At 66.8% G+C, this 18,618-nt stretch carries 18 protein-coding genes; 12 read left to right on the top strand and 6 right to left on the bottom strand.

Annotation, left to right across the window (positions count from 1 at the left end; genetic code table 11):
• Positions 1-22: 22 nt before the first annotated feature.
• Genes M7H19_RS05670 through M7H19_RS05660 form a run of 3 tightly spaced genes read right to left on the bottom strand, consistent with a single transcriptional unit; the run spans position 23 to position 4,907 of the window.
• The gene (locus tag M7H19_RS05670) at positions 23-2,551 is read right to left on the bottom strand and encodes a DUF3488 and transglutaminase-like domain-containing protein (RefSeq protein WP_298177883.1); all 2,529 of its coding nucleotides are present in this window, start codon (positions 2,549-2,551) and stop codon (positions 23-25) included.
• Positions 2,548-3,819, bottom strand: coding sequence for a DUF58 domain-containing protein (locus M7H19_RS05665; protein WP_298177881.1), 1,272 nt, complete (start codon positions 3,817-3,819; stop codon positions 2,548-2,550). Before M7H19_RS05665 ends, M7H19_RS05670 begins: the two co-directional genes overlap by 4 nt.
• Positions 3,820-3,827: 8 nt before the next feature.
• Positions 3,828-4,907, bottom strand: coding sequence for a MoxR family ATPase (locus M7H19_RS05660; RefSeq protein ID WP_298177879.1), 1,080 nt, complete (start codon positions 4,905-4,907; stop codon positions 3,828-3,830).
• A gap of 277 nt (positions 4,908-5,184) precedes the next feature.
• Here M7H19_RS05660 and M7H19_RS05655 point away from each other — a divergent pair, with 277 nt between their 5' ends.
• From M7H19_RS05655 to M7H19_RS05620, 8 genes are all read left to right on the top strand, one after another.
• Positions 5,185-5,553 (top strand): hypothetical protein, encoded by a 369-nt coding sequence (locus tag M7H19_RS05655; RefSeq protein WP_298177877.1) that lies wholly within the window; start codon positions 5,185-5,187, stop codon positions 5,551-5,553.
• Between the two features lie 13 nt (positions 5,554-5,566).
• Positions 5,567-6,157, top strand: a complete 591-nt coding sequence (locus M7H19_RS05650) for a DUF3558 family protein (RefSeq protein ID WP_298177875.1) — start codon at positions 5,567-5,569, stop codon at positions 6,155-6,157.
• Entirely contained in the window at positions 6,154-6,777 is a 624-nt protein-coding gene (locus M7H19_RS05645) for a PE-PGRS family protein (protein ID WP_298177873.1), read from the top strand. The genes M7H19_RS05650 and M7H19_RS05645 overlap by 4 nt, the downstream gene beginning before the upstream one ends.
• Positions 6,774-7,541, top strand: coding sequence for an ESX secretion-associated protein EspG (locus tag M7H19_RS05640; RefSeq protein WP_298177871.1), 768 nt, complete (start codon positions 6,774-6,776; stop codon positions 7,539-7,541). The genes M7H19_RS05645 and M7H19_RS05640 overlap by 4 nt, the downstream gene beginning before the upstream one ends.
• 525 nt (positions 7,542-8,066) lie before the next feature.
• Entirely contained in the window at positions 8,067-8,498 is a 432-nt protein-coding gene (gene mraZ / locus M7H19_RS05635) for a division/cell wall cluster transcriptional repressor MraZ (protein ID WP_298177867.1), read from the top strand.
• Between the two features lie 121 nt (positions 8,499-8,619).
• A complete protein-coding gene (gene rsmH / locus M7H19_RS05630; RefSeq protein WP_298177865.1) occupies positions 8,620-9,603 on the top strand; it encodes a 16S rRNA (cytosine(1402)-N(4))-methyltransferase RsmH in 984 nt (327 codons plus the stop codon).
• A gap of 254 nt (positions 9,604-9,857) precedes the next feature.
• The gene (locus M7H19_RS05625; protein ID WP_298177863.1) at positions 9,858-10,289 is read left to right on the top strand and encodes a hypothetical protein; all 432 of its coding nucleotides are present in this window, start codon (positions 9,858-9,860) and stop codon (positions 10,287-10,289) included.
• Between the two features lie 29 nt (positions 10,290-10,318).
• Positions 10,319-12,232, top strand: coding sequence for a penicillin-binding protein 2 (locus tag M7H19_RS05620; RefSeq protein ID WP_298177861.1), 1,914 nt, complete (start codon positions 10,319-10,321; stop codon positions 12,230-12,232).
• A gap of 39 nt (positions 12,233-12,271) precedes the next feature.
• On the opposite strand, the gene M7H19_RS05615 is transcribed toward M7H19_RS05620, so the two are convergent.
• Entirely contained in the window at positions 12,272-13,039 is a 768-nt protein-coding gene (locus M7H19_RS05615) for an ABC transporter permease (RefSeq protein WP_298178027.1), read from the bottom strand.
• A gap of 68 nt (positions 13,040-13,107) precedes the next feature.
• Entirely contained in the window at positions 13,108-14,106 is a 999-nt protein-coding gene (locus M7H19_RS05610; RefSeq protein WP_298177858.1) for an ATP-binding cassette domain-containing protein, read from the bottom strand.
• An 88-nt stretch (positions 14,107-14,194) separates the two neighbouring features.
• Between M7H19_RS05610 and M7H19_RS05605 the strand changes: the two genes are divergently transcribed.
• Entirely contained in the window at positions 14,195-14,968 is a 774-nt protein-coding gene (locus M7H19_RS05605) for a TetR/AcrR family transcriptional regulator C-terminal domain-containing protein (protein WP_298177856.1), read from the top strand.
• Between the two features lie 47 nt (positions 14,969-15,015).
• Here the strand turns inward: M7H19_RS05605 and M7H19_RS05600 are convergent, their stop codons facing one another.
• On the bottom strand, positions 15,016-16,812 hold the full coding sequence (locus tag M7H19_RS05600; RefSeq protein ID WP_298177854.1) for a long-chain fatty acid--CoA ligase: 1,797 nt from the start codon (positions 16,810-16,812) through the stop codon (positions 15,016-15,018).
• A gap of 110 nt (positions 16,813-16,922) precedes the next feature.
• Between M7H19_RS05600 and M7H19_RS05595 the strand changes: the two genes are divergently transcribed.
• The 3 genes from M7H19_RS05595 to M7H19_RS05585 are packed head-to-tail and all read left to right on the top strand — an operon-like array spanning position 16,923 to position 18,618.
• Entirely contained in the window at positions 16,923-17,333 is a 411-nt protein-coding gene (locus M7H19_RS05595) for a polyketide cyclase / dehydrase and lipid transport (protein ID WP_298177852.1), read from the top strand.
• A 10-nt stretch (positions 17,334-17,343) separates the two neighbouring features.
• Positions 17,344-18,141, top strand: a complete 798-nt coding sequence (locus tag M7H19_RS05590; protein WP_298177848.1) for a metallophosphoesterase — start codon at positions 17,344-17,346, stop codon at positions 18,139-18,141.
• A 33-nt stretch (positions 18,142-18,174) separates the two neighbouring features.
• Positions 18,175-18,618 (top strand): SRPBCC family protein, encoded by a 444-nt coding sequence (locus tag M7H19_RS05585; RefSeq protein WP_298177846.1) that lies wholly within the window; start codon positions 18,175-18,177, stop codon positions 18,616-18,618.

Raw genomic sequence — 18,618 nt, 5'->3', positions numbered from 1 at the left:
GCAGCGGATTTTTCGTGTCGGATCACCGAGACCGCGGACTCCGCCGCCTCACGTTCCGCAGGATCGAACGGGGCAGCAGCCGGTCTTGCCAGGACAGCGGTGCCGCGCGTTCGAGGCCGTCCAGGACGTCGTGGAACGCCTTCGAAAACCCGGTGTCCCGACCGTCGCGCCGCCGAGCTTCGGGGCTGTACCACACGCGCTCGACCGTGGTCACGACCGCGCGCAGGTTGTTCTTGGCCTGTTTGTCGAGTCGCTGCTGTTGAACGATCTTCTGGGCGGTGATCCGCACGGTGTCGTGTTCGGAGATGTCGATGCCGCGGTCCACACACTCTTGGAGCAGCTCCCGCCACGCGGCATCGGCCGCTGCGGTCTCCTGGGCCTGTTCCACTTCGCGAAGTCGGCGGTGTCGCTGTACGCGGCGTAGCGCCCACGGAACCAGCGCCAACGCGGACGCCGCGAGCAGAACGAGTGTCACGACCCAGTGCACCCACCACGTCACCAAAGCCACGGTCAGGGCCCAGAGGGTCACGGCCAGGATGAGCGCCCACGACAGGGAGCCCACGCCTGTCCCCTGAGGGGAGTTCTCGCGTCGGCGCCGGGCTGTGACGGCGGCGACGACCGTGGCGATCACGGCGGCGGCAGCGAGGACCATCCCCGCGATACCCCACCACGAGTCGGAGGTGGAGAACGGGCGTTGTTGCTCGGGTTGGGCGCTGGCTTCCTGCTCGGCCTGGTCCTGGGTGGGCTGCTGCGCGCTCTGTGAGGACGATTCCGGCGGTGTGCTCGACGCGGCGTCGTCGTCGCCGGACCGATCGCTGCCGGAGGCGCCGTCGTCGTCCAGGTACGAAGGCACATAGCCACGACCGTCCGACAGCGGAGTGGGATCGAAGCTCACCCAGCCGAGCTCACCGAAGTGAACCTCCACCCAGGCGTGGGCGTCGCGTGAGGTGATGGTGCGAGCGTCGCCATCGCGGTAGCCGCTTGTGAATCCGACGGCGACCCTCGCGGGAATGTCGAGTGATCGCAGCATCACCGCCATCGTCGAGGCGAACTGTTCGCAGTAACCCCGTTTGCCGTTGAGGACGAAGTCCGCGAGGGCGTCGCTGTCGGCCGCCGGTGCGGTCTGGGTGTCGTAGGTGAAGCCGTTCGCGGTGTCGAAGTGCCTCCACACCGCGTGCACCTTGTCGAATGTGGTGTCGGCCGAGGCCGTGATCCGCCGGGCGAGCTCGGCCACCCGAGGATCGACACCGCTGTCGTTGGTGTAGACGTCGGCGACAGCGCCGGGGTCGGACGTAACCTGGCGCAGCTCGGCTCTCGTCGGTTCCTCCAGAGCCGCCACCTCGGTGTAGGCGGCGGGGTTCTGCCTGCGTTCGCGGAACACCGAGCCGCTGGTGTGGTCGTAGTACCAACCGTCGGAAAGGCCCCGCAGGACACGGGGGGAGCCGTAGACGGGCAACCACACGTCGTTCCAGTGCACGGGTTCGATGTGGATCTCTCGACCGGGAGCCTCACCGTCGTCGCCCGAGGCCAAGGGGAGTTCGCCGTTGGCGGGAACGCCGGCGGGCATGGGGCCGTCGGGCAGTCCCCACCCCTCGTTGGGGCGGTAGGTGTCGAGGGTGAACGCGCGTAGCGGTCGCTGGTCGTCGTCGAGCCCGGTGACACGGAACAGGGGTACGTCGTCCCCTTGATCGAGCATGCCGCGCAGCGAGGTGAACGGGTTGACCCCGAGGCCGCCCAACACGGCTTGGTCGCCCGAACTGCCGGGCAGTCTGCCCTCGGTGCCGACGCTCGTGACCGCGATGCCCGCGACGAGCCCGGCGGACAATGCCCCCGCCACGACGGCGGCCGGGGCGGACACGGCCACGGCGGAGACACCTGTTCCGGGAGTCGACCGGTTCCGCCAACGGCTGTGCCGATGGCTGCCGTCTACGGCGAGGAGCACGGCGAACGCCGTCGCCCCGAGGACGAACGTCCACCACGACAGTAGATCGTCGGCCAGCGCCGACGGCACCGCGTAGACACACAGCAGAACGAGACCCGCGGCCGCCGGGGCGGACGCCGCGACGACGAGCGTGTCCACCAGGATCGCGACGACTCCGACGGCGATCGTGGCCAGACACAGGATCGAGACGCTGCCCTCGACAGGGGGGACTCCGGTTCTGATCTCCTCGAACGCGGTCGTTAGGACATCGTTCAGTTCGGAGAACGCGGCGGGGCCGGGGATGACGGCCAGGATGCCGTTGCGCGTGAACGCGCCCGTGGCCAGCAACAGCAGGACCAGCGCCTGAGCCGGTGCCGTCAGGAGTGTGGGCAGGCGCAGTGAACGCAGCGCGAGGCCGGTGCACGCCACCAGGAGGGCGGCCACGGCGATGTAGGCCAGCCAGGCGCCGCCTTCGATGACACCGGTCAGTGAGGTGGCGGCGCTGACGGTGGCGAACATGGCCGCAGCGGGAGCGAGCAGCGTGCTCGCCGCAGCCATGCCGCGAGCCGCGCTACGGTCGGATTCGGGGCGTTGCCGGGTGTGCCGGGGCCGGGAGGCCGTGGTCGTCATGAGACACCCCCGATCAACGAGGCGCCGGGTGTTGTCGTGCGGCACAGTTGTGCCCACACGTCGGCGACGGAGTGTTCCGGCTTCACCACCACGACGCCCCAGCCCGCAGCGCGCAGCAGCGTGGCCGTGTCCTCGACCGCGACGTCACCGTCCGCGGGCGTGTCCGAGCTTTCCCAGGCGATGGTGTCGAGGAGGACCGCGAGGTTCCGGGTGCCGCGAGCACGGTGCCGGGTGATCTCATGGACGGACTCGGTACCGACTGTGCCGAGCACCGCGATCAGCTCTTGGCCCTGTCCCGGGTCGGAGCCCAGGACGATGTCCCGTGCATGACCGGGTTGCAGTACGGCGAGGGCCTCCAACACCGCGCCGGCGTGACTCGCTCCGGCTTCCTCGGGCGCGTCGGCGAGCAGCCTGCCGTGTTCACTGACCAATCGCACGTGCTGTCCGGCCTTGTTCAGATGCAGGCACACGCTGGCGGCGAATTCGACGGCCCACTCCAAACTGGATTGCACCCCGGAACCGCGATGAGCCGTCGCGCGATGGTCGAGCAACACCGTGGTACCCCCGTGCCAGGGGCGTTCCTCGACCCGCACCATCAACTCGTCGCGCCGGGCAGTCGACCGCCAATGCACTTTGCGCAGGTCGTCGCCCTGACGGTACTGACGGACCACGACGTCGGCTTCGCCCTGCCCCGCGTGCAGACGGATACTGCTGTCCTGACCCGATCCGATGCCAGCTCCGCGCGGCAGTCCCCACAGGGTGGTGACACGCGGTACGACGACCAGCCGTGAGTGCGACACGAGGTCACGCTCGAACTCACACAATCCGAACGGGTCGGTGATGGTGGCCCGCAGCGGACCGATCTGGTGCACGCCCCGCAGAGTGGGTTGCACCGGATAGCGCAGCGGTACCGCCCGTCGATGGGGCAACCGCTCCACGACGAAGCGGGGCCTGTCACCGAACGTGTAAGGCAAGCCGTCTTCGAGCAGCACCTCGCCGGCGGGCATACGGCCCGTGCGCCACAGGTCGAGTTGCACCTCGCCCCGGCCACCGACGGAGATCCGTTCGGGCAGGAGCGAGCGCGACGCGGAGATGGTCATACGCGCGGCCGACGCCAACAGCACCACGCACAGGGGAAGGGCGAGGACGAACACCGCGACCCGCAGCAGGTCGCGCTCGTTGAGTACGACAGCGCACACACCCGCGGCGACTCCCGCGGCGAGCAGGCACCGGCCCCGGGTGGTGAGGCCGGACAACGAGCGGAACATGTTGCGCGTTACCGGGGTCGGGGGCCGTGCGGCACGGGCACGCGAGCCAGCACGGTGCGGACGACGTCCGTGGCCGATCTACGGGCGGCGTGCGCCTCGGTGGTGAGCACGAGCCGATGGGCCAGCACGGGAGCGGCCACGGCGTGCAGGTCGTCCGGTACCACGAACTCCCGGCCGGAAAGGGCTGCCTGCGCCCGTGCGGCACGGACGAGTTGCAGCGTCGCTCGCGGGGAGGCGCCGAGTCGCACCTCCGGCAGCTGCCTCGTGGCCGAGGTGAGCTCGACCGCGTACTGTTTCACCTCCGGGGACACGTGGAGCCCACGGACGACCTCGATGAGCCGTTGTACCGTCGCGCCGTCGGAGACGGGTTCCAGTTGATCCAACGGATTGTGTCCGGCGTGCTCGTCCACCATCGCCAGTTCGGCGGCCGTGTCCGGGTAGCCGATGGACAGTCTGGCGGTGAACCGGTCGCGCTGTGCTTCCGGCAGCGCGTAGGTGCCTTCCATCTCGACCGGGTTCTGGGTGGCGATCACCATGAACGGTTTGCCGAGTTCGTACGTCGTGGAGTCGACGGTGACCTGGTGCTCTTCCATGCATTCCAGCAGCGCCGACTGGGTTTTCGGGGACGCGCGGTTGATCTCGTCACCGACCACGATGTTGGCGAACACCGGGCCCGGGCGGAACTCGAAGTCGGAATGCTGACGGTTGTAGATCGAGACACCGGTGACGTCGCTGGGCAGCAGGTCCGGCGTGAACTGGACACGGCTCACGGTGCAGTCGATCGACCGGGCGAGCGCTTTGGCCAGCGAGGTCTTGCCGACACCGGGCACGTCCTCGAGGAGCAGGTGTCCTTCCGCAAGCAGGGTGACCAGCGCTATGCGGACGACTTCCGGTTTGCCGACCAGTACTCGTTCGACGTTGGCGGCGATGCGTCTGGCGATGTCGTGGAGCTGGTCAAGGTTCGCAGGCGCGCCGTGGTCTTCCCCAGGGGCGTCGCCGGGGAACCCGCCGGACGGGTAGCGCACCTCGGTGGTGGGCTGACCGTCGGCCAACGGGGCGGTAGCGGTGGACTGTCCTCTCGACGTCACACGACCTCCTGGTACGAAAAGCCCTCGCTGCTGTCACGAACGCCCTTGGGGACCTTCGTAGGTGGGCGGACTCGCCTGCGAGTCGGCCTGGCACGCAGTGTGTCAAATGTCTGCGGATTCGGTACGCCAGCCCTGTTGATCATTCACTGCGGCGGGCAAGCATCCCACAGGCGTGTTTGCCCCTTTCAGGTGACTTCGGATCACAGATCTTGGCGACTGGACGATCTCGCCTACGCTACGGCAGCGTAGTCGGTTGACTACCGAAAGAGGTGCGGTGATGACCGATGCCGGCGTACACGTGCCGGACTCCGGGCTCACGCTGCCATCCGACGGCTTTGCCGTCTCGCCGGAACTCGCTACCGAGGCTTTCGGCAAACTGAGCGAGGTCCAGGATGCGGTGGGCCGGATGGTTCGCCAGGCGAAAGTGTTGGGCCGAACAGTTCCGCTCGGTGATGGCTATGCCAAGGAGATCGGCGAGTTCATGGCGCGATACGGCATCGACGACGCCGGTTCGGCCGTGGAGTCGTTGACTCGCTTCGGCCAGGAGATCGAGGAACTCAAACAGCGCATCGAGACCGCCCTGCGGCGCTACGACGAGCAGGATTCGGATGCGGCCGCCGGGACCGATTGTGTGGGTGGGGGTTGAGGACCGCGTGCGGGTGAGCAGGGGGTGGCAACTGCCCGCGCTGCTGGTCGGTGTGCTCGGCCTGGCCGCCGGGACCGTCGGATGCGGTTCCGACCCACAGCCCGGATCGATGGCCGGTCCGGAAGGGACGGCTGAGGCCGACGCGAAGCCCGGTTCCTCCGTTGTGCCACCGATCTCGACGCGACAGTCCGTCTCCGTATCGGATCCCTGCGCACTGCTCGATCCGCAGGACCGGTCGCGCGCGGGGTTGACCTCCCCGGGCAAGTCCACCACGGTAGCCGGTTCCCCTGTGTGTGACTACGTCGAGCCGGGAGCATTCGGCGTCTCGGTGACCCTGGACAGGGATACGGACCTGGAGGAACTGAGAGTCGGGATGGCGGACGCCGAGGACATCCGTGTCGGCGCCGCGCCCGCGCTGCGCGTGGCGGACCGGGAGGCCGACGACGGCACGTGTTCTGTGCTGCTGGAGTCCGGAGAGACGGGCACACGATCCGGCATACGGACGGTGCACGTCGATGTGACCATGGCCGATTTCCGCGACACGTCCCAGGCCTGTGAACGTGCCACCACGGTGGCTGAGGCGATCGAGTCGGAGCTGACATGACCCGCAGACCAACTGATGACCGTAGGTACGAGTCGTACGCTCACGAGCGGATGTACGCGGAGGTCGGGATCGGCAACGACCCGGCCGCTGCGGGGGAGATCGGTCGTGAATGGACCGACCTCGCGCGAGGGTTACGTGAGGTAGGGGAAGCGCTGACGGGCCTGTCGAAGGCCAGCGAGGGTGTTTGGCAGGGCGGTGGCGCCGAAGCGGTGCGTTCGGTGTTGAGTGACGCCGCGGCATGGTCGGGACAGGCCGCCGAGGTCTCGGACGCCGTGAGCCGGGCGGTGACCGGACAGGCCGAGGCCGCTGCGTGGGCGAGAGCGGAGATGCCGGAGCCCGTGTCCTATGACCCGGCCGCGATGATCCGGGAGGCAGCCGCCGGTGGGGATGTCTGGCAGCTCGTGGGATTGTCCGACGCCATGGCCGCTCGCCGGGACGAGGCCGAGCGTGCTCGACAGCAGGCGGTCGACGTGATGTACGCCCGGGCCGCGGCGCTCGGTTCCGCTGTGCCGGAGGCCGAGTTCCCCAAGCCACCGCGTTTGACGGCAGGGGAGACGGGCGCCGGTGACGACATCGGCGATGGTCCCGCTTCGACGGTTGGAAGGTCGGTCCCGGTGTGATCAGAGTGTCGGCGTCCGCACTCGACATTTTGTGGTCCGATTCCGGGTATCCGGGTTCTCCCGCCCCGTTGGCCGTGCACAGTGTGGGCGAGACTCAGGACGAACGTGCCCGCATCCGCGATGCCGTGTACTCCAACCTCGCGGAGAGAGGACTGTTCCGCGGGGGGAAGCTCGACTCGACGCTGCGGCAGCGACTGGACCTGCTCGCCGGCGCTTCACTGATGGTGGAATGTGAAGCGCTGATCGATCTGTCCGATTCCGAACCGTTGCGTGCGGTGGCCGCGGTGGCGCGTGATCGGGGAATCCTGGCCGTGCAGCCTCGGCGTACGGTCGCCCTCACGGCGATTCGGGCCGGGGAGGTCTTCTCCGCGGCGGTCGGCGTGCTACCCGACTTCGCCTCTGGACCGGGTATGGGGGTGAGTCTGCCCGCTTCGGCGCTGGACACGCTCTCGAACGCGGCGGTGGAGGACTCGACTTCCCGGCGTGCGCGAGTGTTCGAACAGCAGGCGCGGGAAGCCTTGGCCGTGCAGTCGCGGCCTGTTCTCGCCGCGGGACAGTTCTCGGTGCGGGCGCGCGACGGAGTCGGATCACGGCGGGTCGGTGGAGTGAGTTGGTTCGTCACCGACGCCGGGGGCTACCTGGGCACGGTCTCCGAAGGACGGACCGGTGAGGCGTGGTTGAGTCTCGTGCCCGCCGACCCGGCCAGGATCGCGGCCCGTCTGGCCGATATGTACGACGAGGCCGAACTTGCCGGCCGTGGATGACGAGCCGTCGGTGACATGGCCGTTTCGTGTTCGGACTGGACCTCGGCCGCTCGCACGACGTCATGGGGCGGTCCACTGTGCGCTGAGCATCTGTCGTTTCCGGCGGGCCACACTCGCAAGGCTCCCGAGACGTGCACGAGTTCGCCTTCCCGGAAGGCCCGGCTCACAGTGGGCTCACAGTGTTCGTCCAAGTTCGTCCAAGTTCGTCCAATGCCCCACCGAGCCCCACCGAGAGGCGTTCTTCGCCGCTTTCGCGAGTGAAGAGACTGTGAAGGGGGGGGTTCGGTGCTGTTTCGGTGCCGTTTCGATGCCACTGTCGTGGTGATGTCCCACGAAGCGCTCCACTGAGCACCCCCGCGTTGACGTGCGAAGACGCCGTCAACATCCCACTGAAGTGGTCGTTTTGGCGTTGACTGTGGTGGAAAGTGGGGTACCGTGGTGGCCTGTGGGGCGGAAGGGGCGCTCCGTAACCGATCGCGGAGGACTCCCGGGTTCTGATGCTGATCGGTGGGGAGGTGGAAGCCGGTGTTCCTCGGCACCCACACCCCAAAGCTGGACGACAAGGGGCGGCTCACGCTGCCTGCGAAGTTCCGCGATGCGCTGGCAGGTGGGCTGATGATCACCAAAGGACAGGATCATTGCCTTTTCGTCTTCCCACGTGCCGAGTTCGAGCAGCTGGCTCGCAAAGTGGCTGAGGCGCCGTTCACCAACGAGTCGGTGCGGGCGTATCAGCGGTACTTGTTCGCGGGCACAGAGGAACAGCGTCCGGACGGGCAGGGTCGCATCGCGATCGCTCCCGAACTCCGTCGCTACGCCGGGCTGACCAAGGAGTGCGTGGTCATCGGCGCCATTACGCGATTGGAGATCTGGGATGCCCAGGCATGGGGGTCCTACCTGGAGGAACACGAGGACGGTTATGCGAAGGCGCAGGAGGAGATCCTGCCGGGCGTGTTCTGACCGGATGGCGTGAGGCTGCGGCCCTGATGCAACTTCCCCGGTATCAGGTCCGCAACCTGACGGCATCCGGTCACAGGTCGGAATGGGGGCAGTGAAGGACGAGACGACAAAAGGGGGTGTCGTGACCGACTGTGCCGGAGCCGATGGTGCTGCGGCTGAGGCCGGGCATCTGCCCGTACTCGTCGACCGGGTATTGGAACTGTTCGCTCCCGCGGTGTCCAACCGGGACGCGACATTGGTCGACACCACGCTCGGGTTGGGTGGCCACACCGAAGCGCTGTTGAGCGCCTACCCGCGGCTGCGCGTCATCGGTCTTGACCGCGATCCCGACGCACTGGAGCGCTCACGCGAAAGACTCGCCCCCTACGGGGACCGGGTGCGGTTCGTTCACACGGTCTACGACCGCATCCTCGACGTCCTCGCCGAGCTCGACATCCCCTCGGTCGAGGGTGTGCTCATGGACCTCGGTGTCTCCTCCATGCAACTCGACCGCGACGACCGTGGCTTCGCGTACGCCCGTGACGCACCGTTGGACATGCGGATGGACCCGACGACCGGGATGACCGCCGCCGACGTGCTCAACACCTACTCGGTCGACGAACTCACCCGCATCCTGCGCGACTACGGCGAAGAGCGGTTCGCGCGCCGTATCGCCAAAGCGGTGGTGGAGCAGCGAAAGCGACAGCCCTTCGACACCAGCGGAAAACTGGTGCAGCTCTTGTACGACACGGTTCCGGCGGGGAGTCGACGAACCGGTGGCCATCCCGCGAAGCGCACGTTCCAAGCGCTTCGTATCGAGGTGAACGGCGAGCTCGACATCCTGCGTGCAGCCGTACCCGCCGCCATCGATTCCTTGGCCGAGGGCGGGCGTATCGTCGTCGAGTCGTACCACTCGCTGGAGGATCGGATCGTCAAGCAGGCACTGGCCCGAGCGGCGACGTCCCGAACTCCCGAAGGGCTGCCGGTGGAGTTACCCGGACATGGGCCACGACTGCGGCTGTTGACACGAGGTGCCGAGAAGGCGGAGGAGGAAGAGATCGAACATAACCCCCGTGCGGCGTCCGTCCGGCTGCGGGCAGCGGAGAAGAGAGGGGAGGACGCCTGATGTCCGCACCGGCTCGTCAGCGGGCCAGGTCGGTGTCCGCTCGCACCGCGACTTCCTCTACCACCGGTACTTCGGCGAAGTCCCGCACCGGCTCGTCCGGGGGGAAGGCCACGAAGCGCAGCGCAGCCGCGCATCGCGCTTACGCGAAACGGGCACATCGATCCGAGACGAAGCGTCAGGGTGGTGGACACACCCGAGGCCGCCTCGGGTTGCAGTATTGGCCGAAGTCACGGGCGACGTTCGTCATCGTCCTGATGGGACTCATGCTGTGCGGGGTGGCGGCCTCGCTGTGGTTGTCCACTCAAGCCATCGCCGACTCGTATCGACTGGAACAGCTGAGGGAACAGAACGCCCAGCTCGCCGAGCGGGCCGAGCAGTTGCGTCGAGAGGTCGGGCAGTTGCAGTCGCCGTCGTCGTTGGCTGAGCGCGCCAAATCGCTGGGTATGGTCCCGGGCGGTAATCCAGCGCGGTTGGTGGTGAACGAGGACGGCTCCATCGTGTTGGTGGGGGAGCCGGTGGAGGCAACCGCGCCAGATCCGCCGCCGTCCGAGGACGCAGACGATGACGGCCGTACCGGCGAAAGCGATGACGACGACGGCGCCGGCGATGACGGCGGCAGTGCCGATAGTGACGACAGTGACAGCGGCGACGGCGATGGCGGCGGTGCCGGCAGCGACGACAGGTGACACGGCGCGACTGGTGAGGGAGGACGGCGATGCCGGGGCAGCGTGGCGTGAAGGGGGCCAGCACGGGTAAGGGGCCGCATCGCACGTACTCGGTCAGGGCGAGGCGGAAGCGATCGGCCACCACGGTACGCAACAACCGCAACCGGTTCGTCATCGGACGCATCGCCCTGACACTCGTGCTGGTAGCCGCGGGACTGAAGCTTGTGCACATCCAGGCTTTCGAGGCCTCCGCGCTGTCCGAACGGGCTGAACGGCAACGCACGAAGATCATCGATATCCCTGCCGACCGGGGCTCTATTGTGGACCGGAACGGGGCCGAACTCGCGTTCAGCGTCGAGACACGCCAGCTCTGGGTCAACCTGCGACAAATGCGCCAGACGTGGGCCGAACACGCCCGGGAGAACCCGAACTCGGGCGAGAACTTCGGCACCCGTGCCGCCGAGATCGCCGCCTACATCTCCGCACGGGTTCCCGACCTGGTCACCGAGGAGAAGCTGCTCGAGGCCTTCCACAAGGACGCGTCCTTCACCTATCTCATCGAGGTCGAGCCGTCGGTGGCCGAGGAGATCAGCAAGCGGTACCACGAAATCGGCTACGAAAAGCGCGCCAAGCGCGTCTACCCGGGTGGTGAGCTAGCCGCGAACGTGCTCGGATACGCGAATTGGCGTACCGAGAGCGAGGACGTGTCCGAACACAACCTGCACGGGCTGTCCGGGCTGGAGTATTTCCGCGACGAGGACCTGGTCGGCACCCCGGGCCGGCAGATCGTCGACACCGAACAGGGCACCGATGTCGTGATTCCCGGCACGGAACGGGATATGCAACCCGCAGCACCCGGCTCCGACCTGGAACTCACGATTGACTCCGACGTGCAGTACGAATTGGAGCGAAGCCTCGCCGGTTACGTCGACAAGGTGGACGCCAAGGGTGGCAGCGCTGTCATCCTCGATGCGAAGACCGGTGAGGTGTACGCATTGGCGAACCACAAGACGTTCGATCCGAACGATCCGAAATCGCTGTCGTCGGAGGCGATGGGCAACCCGGCGGTGTCGACACCGTTCGAGCCGGGCTCGGTCGCCAAGGTGATCACCGCGACCGCCGCGATCGAGTCCGGTGTCGTCACACCGGAGACGACGATGGCGGTTCCGGGAGCGATGGAGGTCGCCGACCACACCGTGCATGACGCCTGGTCCCACGATACGCAGGATTTCTCGGTGACCGGTATCTTCGCGAAATCGTCCAACGTCGGCACGCTGCTGCTGGCCGATGAGATCGGCCCCGATCGGTTCATGAGCGTTTTGGACAGGTTCGGTATCGGTCACCGCACGAACATCGGCCTCCCCGGAGAAAGCCCGGGCTTCGTCCCGCCGCGCGAGCAGTGGTCGGGTACCACATTCGGTAACCTGCCGATCGGTCAGGGCCTGTCGATGACGGTCGTGCAGATGACGAGCATGTACCAAGCGATCGCCAACGGCGGCGTGCGGGTGGAACCACGCATCGTCAAGGCGAAGATCGCGCCGGACGGTCGCCGGATTCCCGAACCGGTCCCGGCGACCACGCGTGTGACGGACGCGAAGACGGCCGACACGGTGAAGAAGATGCTGTCCGCGACGACACAGGACGGGGACTACTACTACAGCGGCACGGCTCCCGAAGCGGCGCTGCAGGGCTATCAGATCTCGGGCAAGACCGGGACGGGCCAACAGGTGGATCCCAAGACCGGGGCCTACAGCAACCGGCTGCACAACATCACGTTCGCGGGCATCCTGCCCGCCGACGAACCGCGATTCGTGGTGGGTGTCTGGCTGGACGCGCCCGACACCACCATTCCGGGTGGCAGTTCGGCGGCTCCGTTGTTCCAGGAGGTCGCTTCCTACCTGGCCCAGCGGTACAACATCCCGGTCTCCGACCGTTCCACGCCGAGGGTGAGGCTGGTGCACTGACGCGCACCGCCTCCACCCTCCACTTCGACGAACGGTCTGTCAGAGTCCGGCGTTACGGAACCGTCGGACCGACAGTGGAACGAACACCGCGAGCAGAAGCGCGCACCAGCCGACCGTCGCCAACACCGGGTGCTGGATCGGCCAGGCGGCGTCCGCGGAAGCAGGTAGTCCGGGATTGCCGAACAGTTCCCGACAGGCGGCGGTGGCCGCGCTGACAGGGTTCCAGTCGGCGATCGTTTGAAGGACGACGGGCATGCCGTCGGTCGGGACGAAGACGTTCGAGATCATCGTCAGCGGCATGATGAGAGGACCGATGCGGGCGGCCGTCTCCTCGTTCTTCGCCAGCGAACCCAGAAAGACACCCACCCAGGACACGGCGTACTGTAGCAGTAGTACGAGACCGAATCCGGCGAGGGTCGCCATGATCCCGTTGTGGGCCCGCCAGCCGAAGAGCAGGCCGCAGACCGCCATGATCGCCAGGCTGCCGGCGGCGATCACCAGGTCAGCCGCCGTCTGTCCGAAAGGCACCGCCGAGCGTGCCATGGGCATCGAGCGGTACCGGTCCATGACGCCGAGGCTGTTGTCCTTGGCGATGACCATCAGCGAACCCATGACGCCCATGACCGAGCTCATGACGAACAATCCGGGCATGAGGTACTCGCGGTAGTTGCCTCCACCCGGGATCGGGATGGCACTGCCGAACACGTAGCCGAACAGGATCACCGACATCAGCGGGAACGCGAAGGTGGCCACGATCTGCTCGGGCTGGTGCTTGAGCTTCAGCAGGTTACGCAGAAAGATCGTCATCCCGTCCGACAGGCCGGCACGGAACGTTGTGAGCGAGCCCGTCGGCGAAGCGGGTCCGGTCGAGGTCGTCACGCCACACCCTCCTTCCGCTGCCGGGGGACTTCCGACTGAGCGGTGGGCTTGCCCGTCAGGGACAGGAACACCTCGTCGAGCGTCGGTTGGCGAAGTCCCACGTCGATGGGTTTCACCCCGGCTTGGTCAAGCTGACGGACCACGTCGGGCAGGGCAACTCTGTCGGTGTCCACAGGCAGCGACAACAGTTTGCGCTCGGGATCGACGTCGGGTTCGATCTCGGCTCCGGTGAGTGGTTCGAGCACGGTAGCGGCACGGGACAACTCCGTCGCTTCGGTCAGGACGATGTCGAGCCGCCCTCCGATGCGTGCCTTGAGTTCGTGGGGTGTGCCGGAGGCGATCACCCTGCCGTGGTCGATGACAGCGATGTTCTCGGCGAGCTGATCGGCCTCGTCGAGGTACTGGGTGGTGAGCAGCACCGTGGTGCCCTCGTCGACCAGTCGTCGCACAGTGGACCAGATCTCGTTGCGGCTACGGGGATCCAGGCCGGTGGTGGGCTCGTCGAGGAAGAGCACCTTGGGCGAGACGATGAGACTGGAGATGAGATCCAGACGTCGACGCATGCCACCGGAATACGTCTTGACGGGGCGGTCGGCGGCGTGAGCGAGGTTGAACTGTTCGAGCAGTTCGTCGGCGCGGGCGCGGGCACGGGCGCCGCCGAGACGGAAGAGCCTGCCGAAGATACGGAGGTTCTCGCGTCCGGTCAGCTCTTCGTCGAGTGCCGCGTGCTGACCGGCCAGGCCGATCTTGGTGCGTACGGCGTGTGGTTCGCGGACGACGTCGTGTCCCGCCACCGTCACTCGGCCTTTGTCAGGGCGAGTCAGAGTGGCCAGGACACGGACCGTGGTGCTCTTGCCCGCGCCGTTGGGGCCGAGCAATCCGTACACCATGCCCTCGGGCACGGTCAGGTCCAGTCCGGAAAGTGCGTGGGTGGTGCCGAATCTCTTGTGCACTCCCTCGGCGACGACCACGGCGTCACCGGTTGGTGTTGACATGAATTCCCCCTGAACTGGGTACAACGTACGCGGATAAGGTAGCCAATCGAGTGCACGATAGGCAACGAATTTCCGGTTGAGGGAGAACATGGCGTCGAACGGCGACTCGCCTCTGCTATCCCGGCTACGGCTGTGGACGTCGCGTCCTCGACCGGCACGCGGGCCTGCACCCGCCTACACACGGGAGCAGATCGCAGATACCGCCATCGCGATCGCCGACCTCGACGGCCTGGACGCGGTCACCATGCGCCGGGTCGCTACCGAGCTCGGTACCGGCGCGATGAGCCTGTACCGCTACGTCGAGAACAAGGAAGCGCTGCTCGAACTCGTCGCCGATCGGATGTACGCCCGGCACGAATGGCCCGAACTCACCGGTCGGTGGCGGCAAGACCTGCGGGAATTCGCCCGAGCTCACCGCCGCGCCCTGCTCGAGCGTCCGTGGCTGAAGCACGTGTGGAACGGAAGGGCCGTGGGACCGAACATCTTCCGGCACTTCGAACGGGCGGTGTCGGCCATGGACGGTCTCGGACTCGGCATAGAAGAAATGGTCGAGGCCGTTCTGCTCGTGCTCACCTGGGTCGACGGTTACACGCGACAGGAACTGGAAGTGTTGACCTACGTGTGTTCACCGAACGAGGAGGAGATCGGTCGAGAACTGAACGAGTACGTACAAGCGGTGGTGCACAACGGCGAACACCCGTATCTCGCACGCTTCGTCGACGAGGCGTTGTCCGCACAGTCTTCGCAGCGGTCCTCACAGTTTCCGCGCTTTGCCGCCGACGCGTGGTTCAACCGCGCACTCGACCGTGTTCTCGCCGGGATCGAGGCGACCCTACCGGCGGAAACGGGGACCGGGAAATGACCGAGGCCGGTGACCGGCGGCATACCGCTTCGCCACCGGCCGTCGACTCACTTTGCGTAGAGCTTCTCGATGGCGTCGGCGTAGTTCTTGCTGACCACGTTGCGCTTGAGCTTCATGCTCGGGGTCACCTCGCCACCCGCCTCGGTGAAGTCATTCGGCAGGATGACGAACTTCTTGATCGACTCGGCCTGGGACACCTGCTTGTTGGCTTCGTCCACGGCAGCCTGTACGGCCGCCTGCAGATCGGCGTCGTCGATGAGATCGGCCACCGTGGCGTTCTCCGGCTTGCCGTTCTGCGCCTTCCAGGTCGGGAAGAACTCCTCGTCGATCGTCACGAGAGCCCCGATGAACGGGCGCTGGTCGCCGACCACCATCGCCTGGCTGATGAGCGGGTTGGCCTTGAGAGCGTCTTCCAGACCCGAGGGGGCGACGTTCTTGCCGCCCGCCGTGACGATGATCTCCTTCTTCCGTCCGGTGATCTTGAGGAAGCCGTCCTCGTCGAGCTCGCCGAGGTCGCCGGTGCGGAACCAGCCGTCCTCCAAGGACTCGCGAGTGGCCTGCTCGTTGTTCCAGTAGGCGCTGAAGACGACGTCACCCTTGAGCAACACCTCGCCGTCCTCGGCGATGCGGACCGACGTGCCCGCCACCGGCCTGCCCACCGTGCCGACCTTGAAGGCCTCCTCGGTGTTGACGTTGGCCGCCGCTGTGGTCTCGGTGAGGCCGTAGCCTTCGAACACCGGAACACTGATGCCGCGGAAGAAGTGCGCAAGCCGTTCACCCAGCGGCGCGCCACCGGAAACGGCCGCGATGCAGCGGCCACCGAGTGCCGCCCGGAGTTTGGTGTAGACGAGCTTGTCGAACACGGCGTGCTTGAGTCGCAGGCCGAAGCCGATCCCGCCGGAGTCCCGAGCCTGGCTGTGGGCGACGGCGGTGGCCTCCGCCGCGTCGAAGATCTTGCCCTTGCCCTCGGAGTGGGCCTTGAGCTTCGCGGTGTTGTACACCTTCTCGAACACTCGCGGCACGGCGACGACGAAGGTGGGACGGAAGGTGCCGAGGTCGGCCACCAGGTTCTTGATGTCCGGAGTGTGGCCGAGGGTGACCCGCGAGGTGAACGCCGTCAGCGCGATCGCGCGGGCCAGGATGTGAGCCAGCGGCAGGAACAGCAGCATCGAGTTGCCCGGCTCCATGAGCCTGGGGAACGCCTTGATGTCGGCGCGGACCTCGGCGAGCAGGTTGCGATGGGTCAGCACGACGCCCTTGGGGCGGCCGGTGGTCCCGGAGGTGTAGACGATGGTGGCGATGTCGGCCGCGGCCAGGGAGCGGCGGCGGGTGTGCACCTCGTCGTCGGGGATGTCGACACCGAGTTCGGACAGCTGGTCGACGGCGGGTTTGTCGCCTTCGATCTGCCACAGGTGGGCGAGTTCCGGCAGGCGGTCCCGCACCGAGGAGACGGTCGCGGCGTGGTCGGCGGTCTCGACGATCACCGCTTTGGCCCCGGAGTCGGTGAGGATCCAATGGGCCTGTTCGGCGGAGGAGGTCTCGTAGATGGGTACGGTCACGCCGCCCGCGGCCCAGATCGCGAAATCGATCAGCGTCCACTCGTAGCGGGTCTTGGACATCAGGGCCACCCGGTCGCCGTGTCCGATACCGGCTTTGACGAGCCCTTTCGCTACGGCGAGAACCTGGGCGGCGAACTCCCGCGCGGTGATGTCGCGCCACGAACCGTCGAGCTGTCGACGGAAACTCACGGTGTCACCGAACCGCTCGGCGTTGACCCACACGACGTCCGACATGTTCTCGTCGTCGGCGACCGCAGCGATCGCGGGGGCGCTGTACTCGCGCACGTGAACCTCCGTGTTCGACAGATGTTACTCGCCGGTCAACCTAACTCCTAGTCGAGCATTTGGCTATGCCCGGGGGCTGTGGCATTCGCACGTCGTGCGATTCTGCACTCGTGTCCGCTACTGAAGACGCGCCCACTCTCGACATCGTTGACGAAACGTTTCTCGCAGTGCCGCCGAGTACGGTCGCGGCGGCGTTCGCTGACCCGCGATCATGGAGCCTGTACTGGCCCGACCTTGTACTGGAAGTTTACACCGACCGGGGTGACGAGGGGCTTCGCTGGACAGTGCGAGGTGCGCTGGTCGGGACGATGGAGGTATGGCTGGAACCCGTGCTCGACGGCACGATCCTGCACTACTTCCTGCGCGCGGACCCCACGGGACCGCGGCGCACGCCCCGCCAGCTGCGCGTCGAACGTGACCGTCGGGCCCGGGCTGCGAAAGCCATCGCTCTGGAGCTGAAGGACGTGCTCGAAGACGGCAGGGAACCCGGGGTGCCGCCCGGCGCGCACATCCAGAGTTAGGCTGTCAACCGTGCGGGTACATGTCGTCTCCGACGTGCACGGCAACGCTGAGGCGCTGTCTCGTGCGGGCGAGGGAGCGGACGCGCTGATCGTGCTCGGAGACCTGCTCGACTTCATCGACTACCACGATCACCGTGGTGGCGTCTTCGGTCGGTTGTTCGGCGAGGACAACGTCAGCACGTACGCGACCCTGCGGAGAACGGGCACGCGGGCCGAGATGAGGGCGTTCGTACAGTCGCTGTGGGAAAGCCTCGACGACCCGGCCGGTGCCGTCGACGAGGCCGTACGGGAGCAGTACGCGCGCCTGTTCCCGGCGATGACCGCGTCGGGGGTGCCGGTCTACGCCATTCCGGGCAACGTCGACGCGCCCGCGTTGTGGCCGGAATTCGTGCCGGACGGTGTTCGGACGGTGGACGGCGAAGTGGTCGAGATCGGTGGGCTGCGATTCGGGTTCGTCGGCGGAGCCGTGCTGCCCGAGGGCGTCACGCCACGAGCCAACGCGGTGTGGCGTCCTCACCTGATGACCCGCGAGGAGTTCGACGACCGTGTCGCCGAGCTGTCCGATATCGACGTACTGTGCAGTCACATCCCGCCCGCGATCCCCGAGCTCGCCTACGACGTGGTGTCACGCACGTTGGAGTCGGGGTCGCGGTCGCTGCTCGAACGGATTCGTGTCGAGCAACCGAGATGGTCGTTGTTCGGGCACGTCCACCAGCCGCTGACGGCGCGGTTCCGAGTGGGGTACACCGAGTGTCGCAACGTGGGCCACTTCCAACGGACGGCTGTTCCCTACGTGCTGCGCTGGTGAGGACGAGAAGACGGACCGCTAGGCTCTAGCATCATGGCGGAGCAGTCCACGCAGTCCATCGAGATCGAGTCCGCCCCGGACGACATCATGGCGGTCATCGCCGACCTACCGGCGTATCCGGAGTGGGCGAAAGCCGTCCGGCAGACCGAGATCCTCGCCACTGACGATGCGGGTCGACCCGCCGAGGTGCGTTTCACGCTCGACTCCGGGCCGGTCAAGGATGTCTACACCCTCGCTTACGACTGGGCCTACAACGGCCTGTCGGTGAGCTGGCATCTGGTGAAGGGCCAGATGCAGAAAGCGCAGCAGGGACGTTATCTGTTGGAGCCGCTCGGCCCGAACCGGACCAAGGTGACGTACACGCTGTCGGTGGAACTCGCGCTCCCCATGATCGGGCTGCTGCGCCGTAAGGCCGAGAAAATGATCATGGATACGGCTCTGCGAGAACTCAAGCGTCGGGTCGAAGGCCGGGACTAG

This window comes from Saccharomonospora sp., from assembly GCF_027317685.1.
Lineage (GTDB): Bacteria > Actinomycetota > Actinomycetes > Mycobacteriales > Pseudonocardiaceae > Saccharomonospora.
This window is presented reverse-complemented; position numbering and strand designations above follow the sequence as displayed.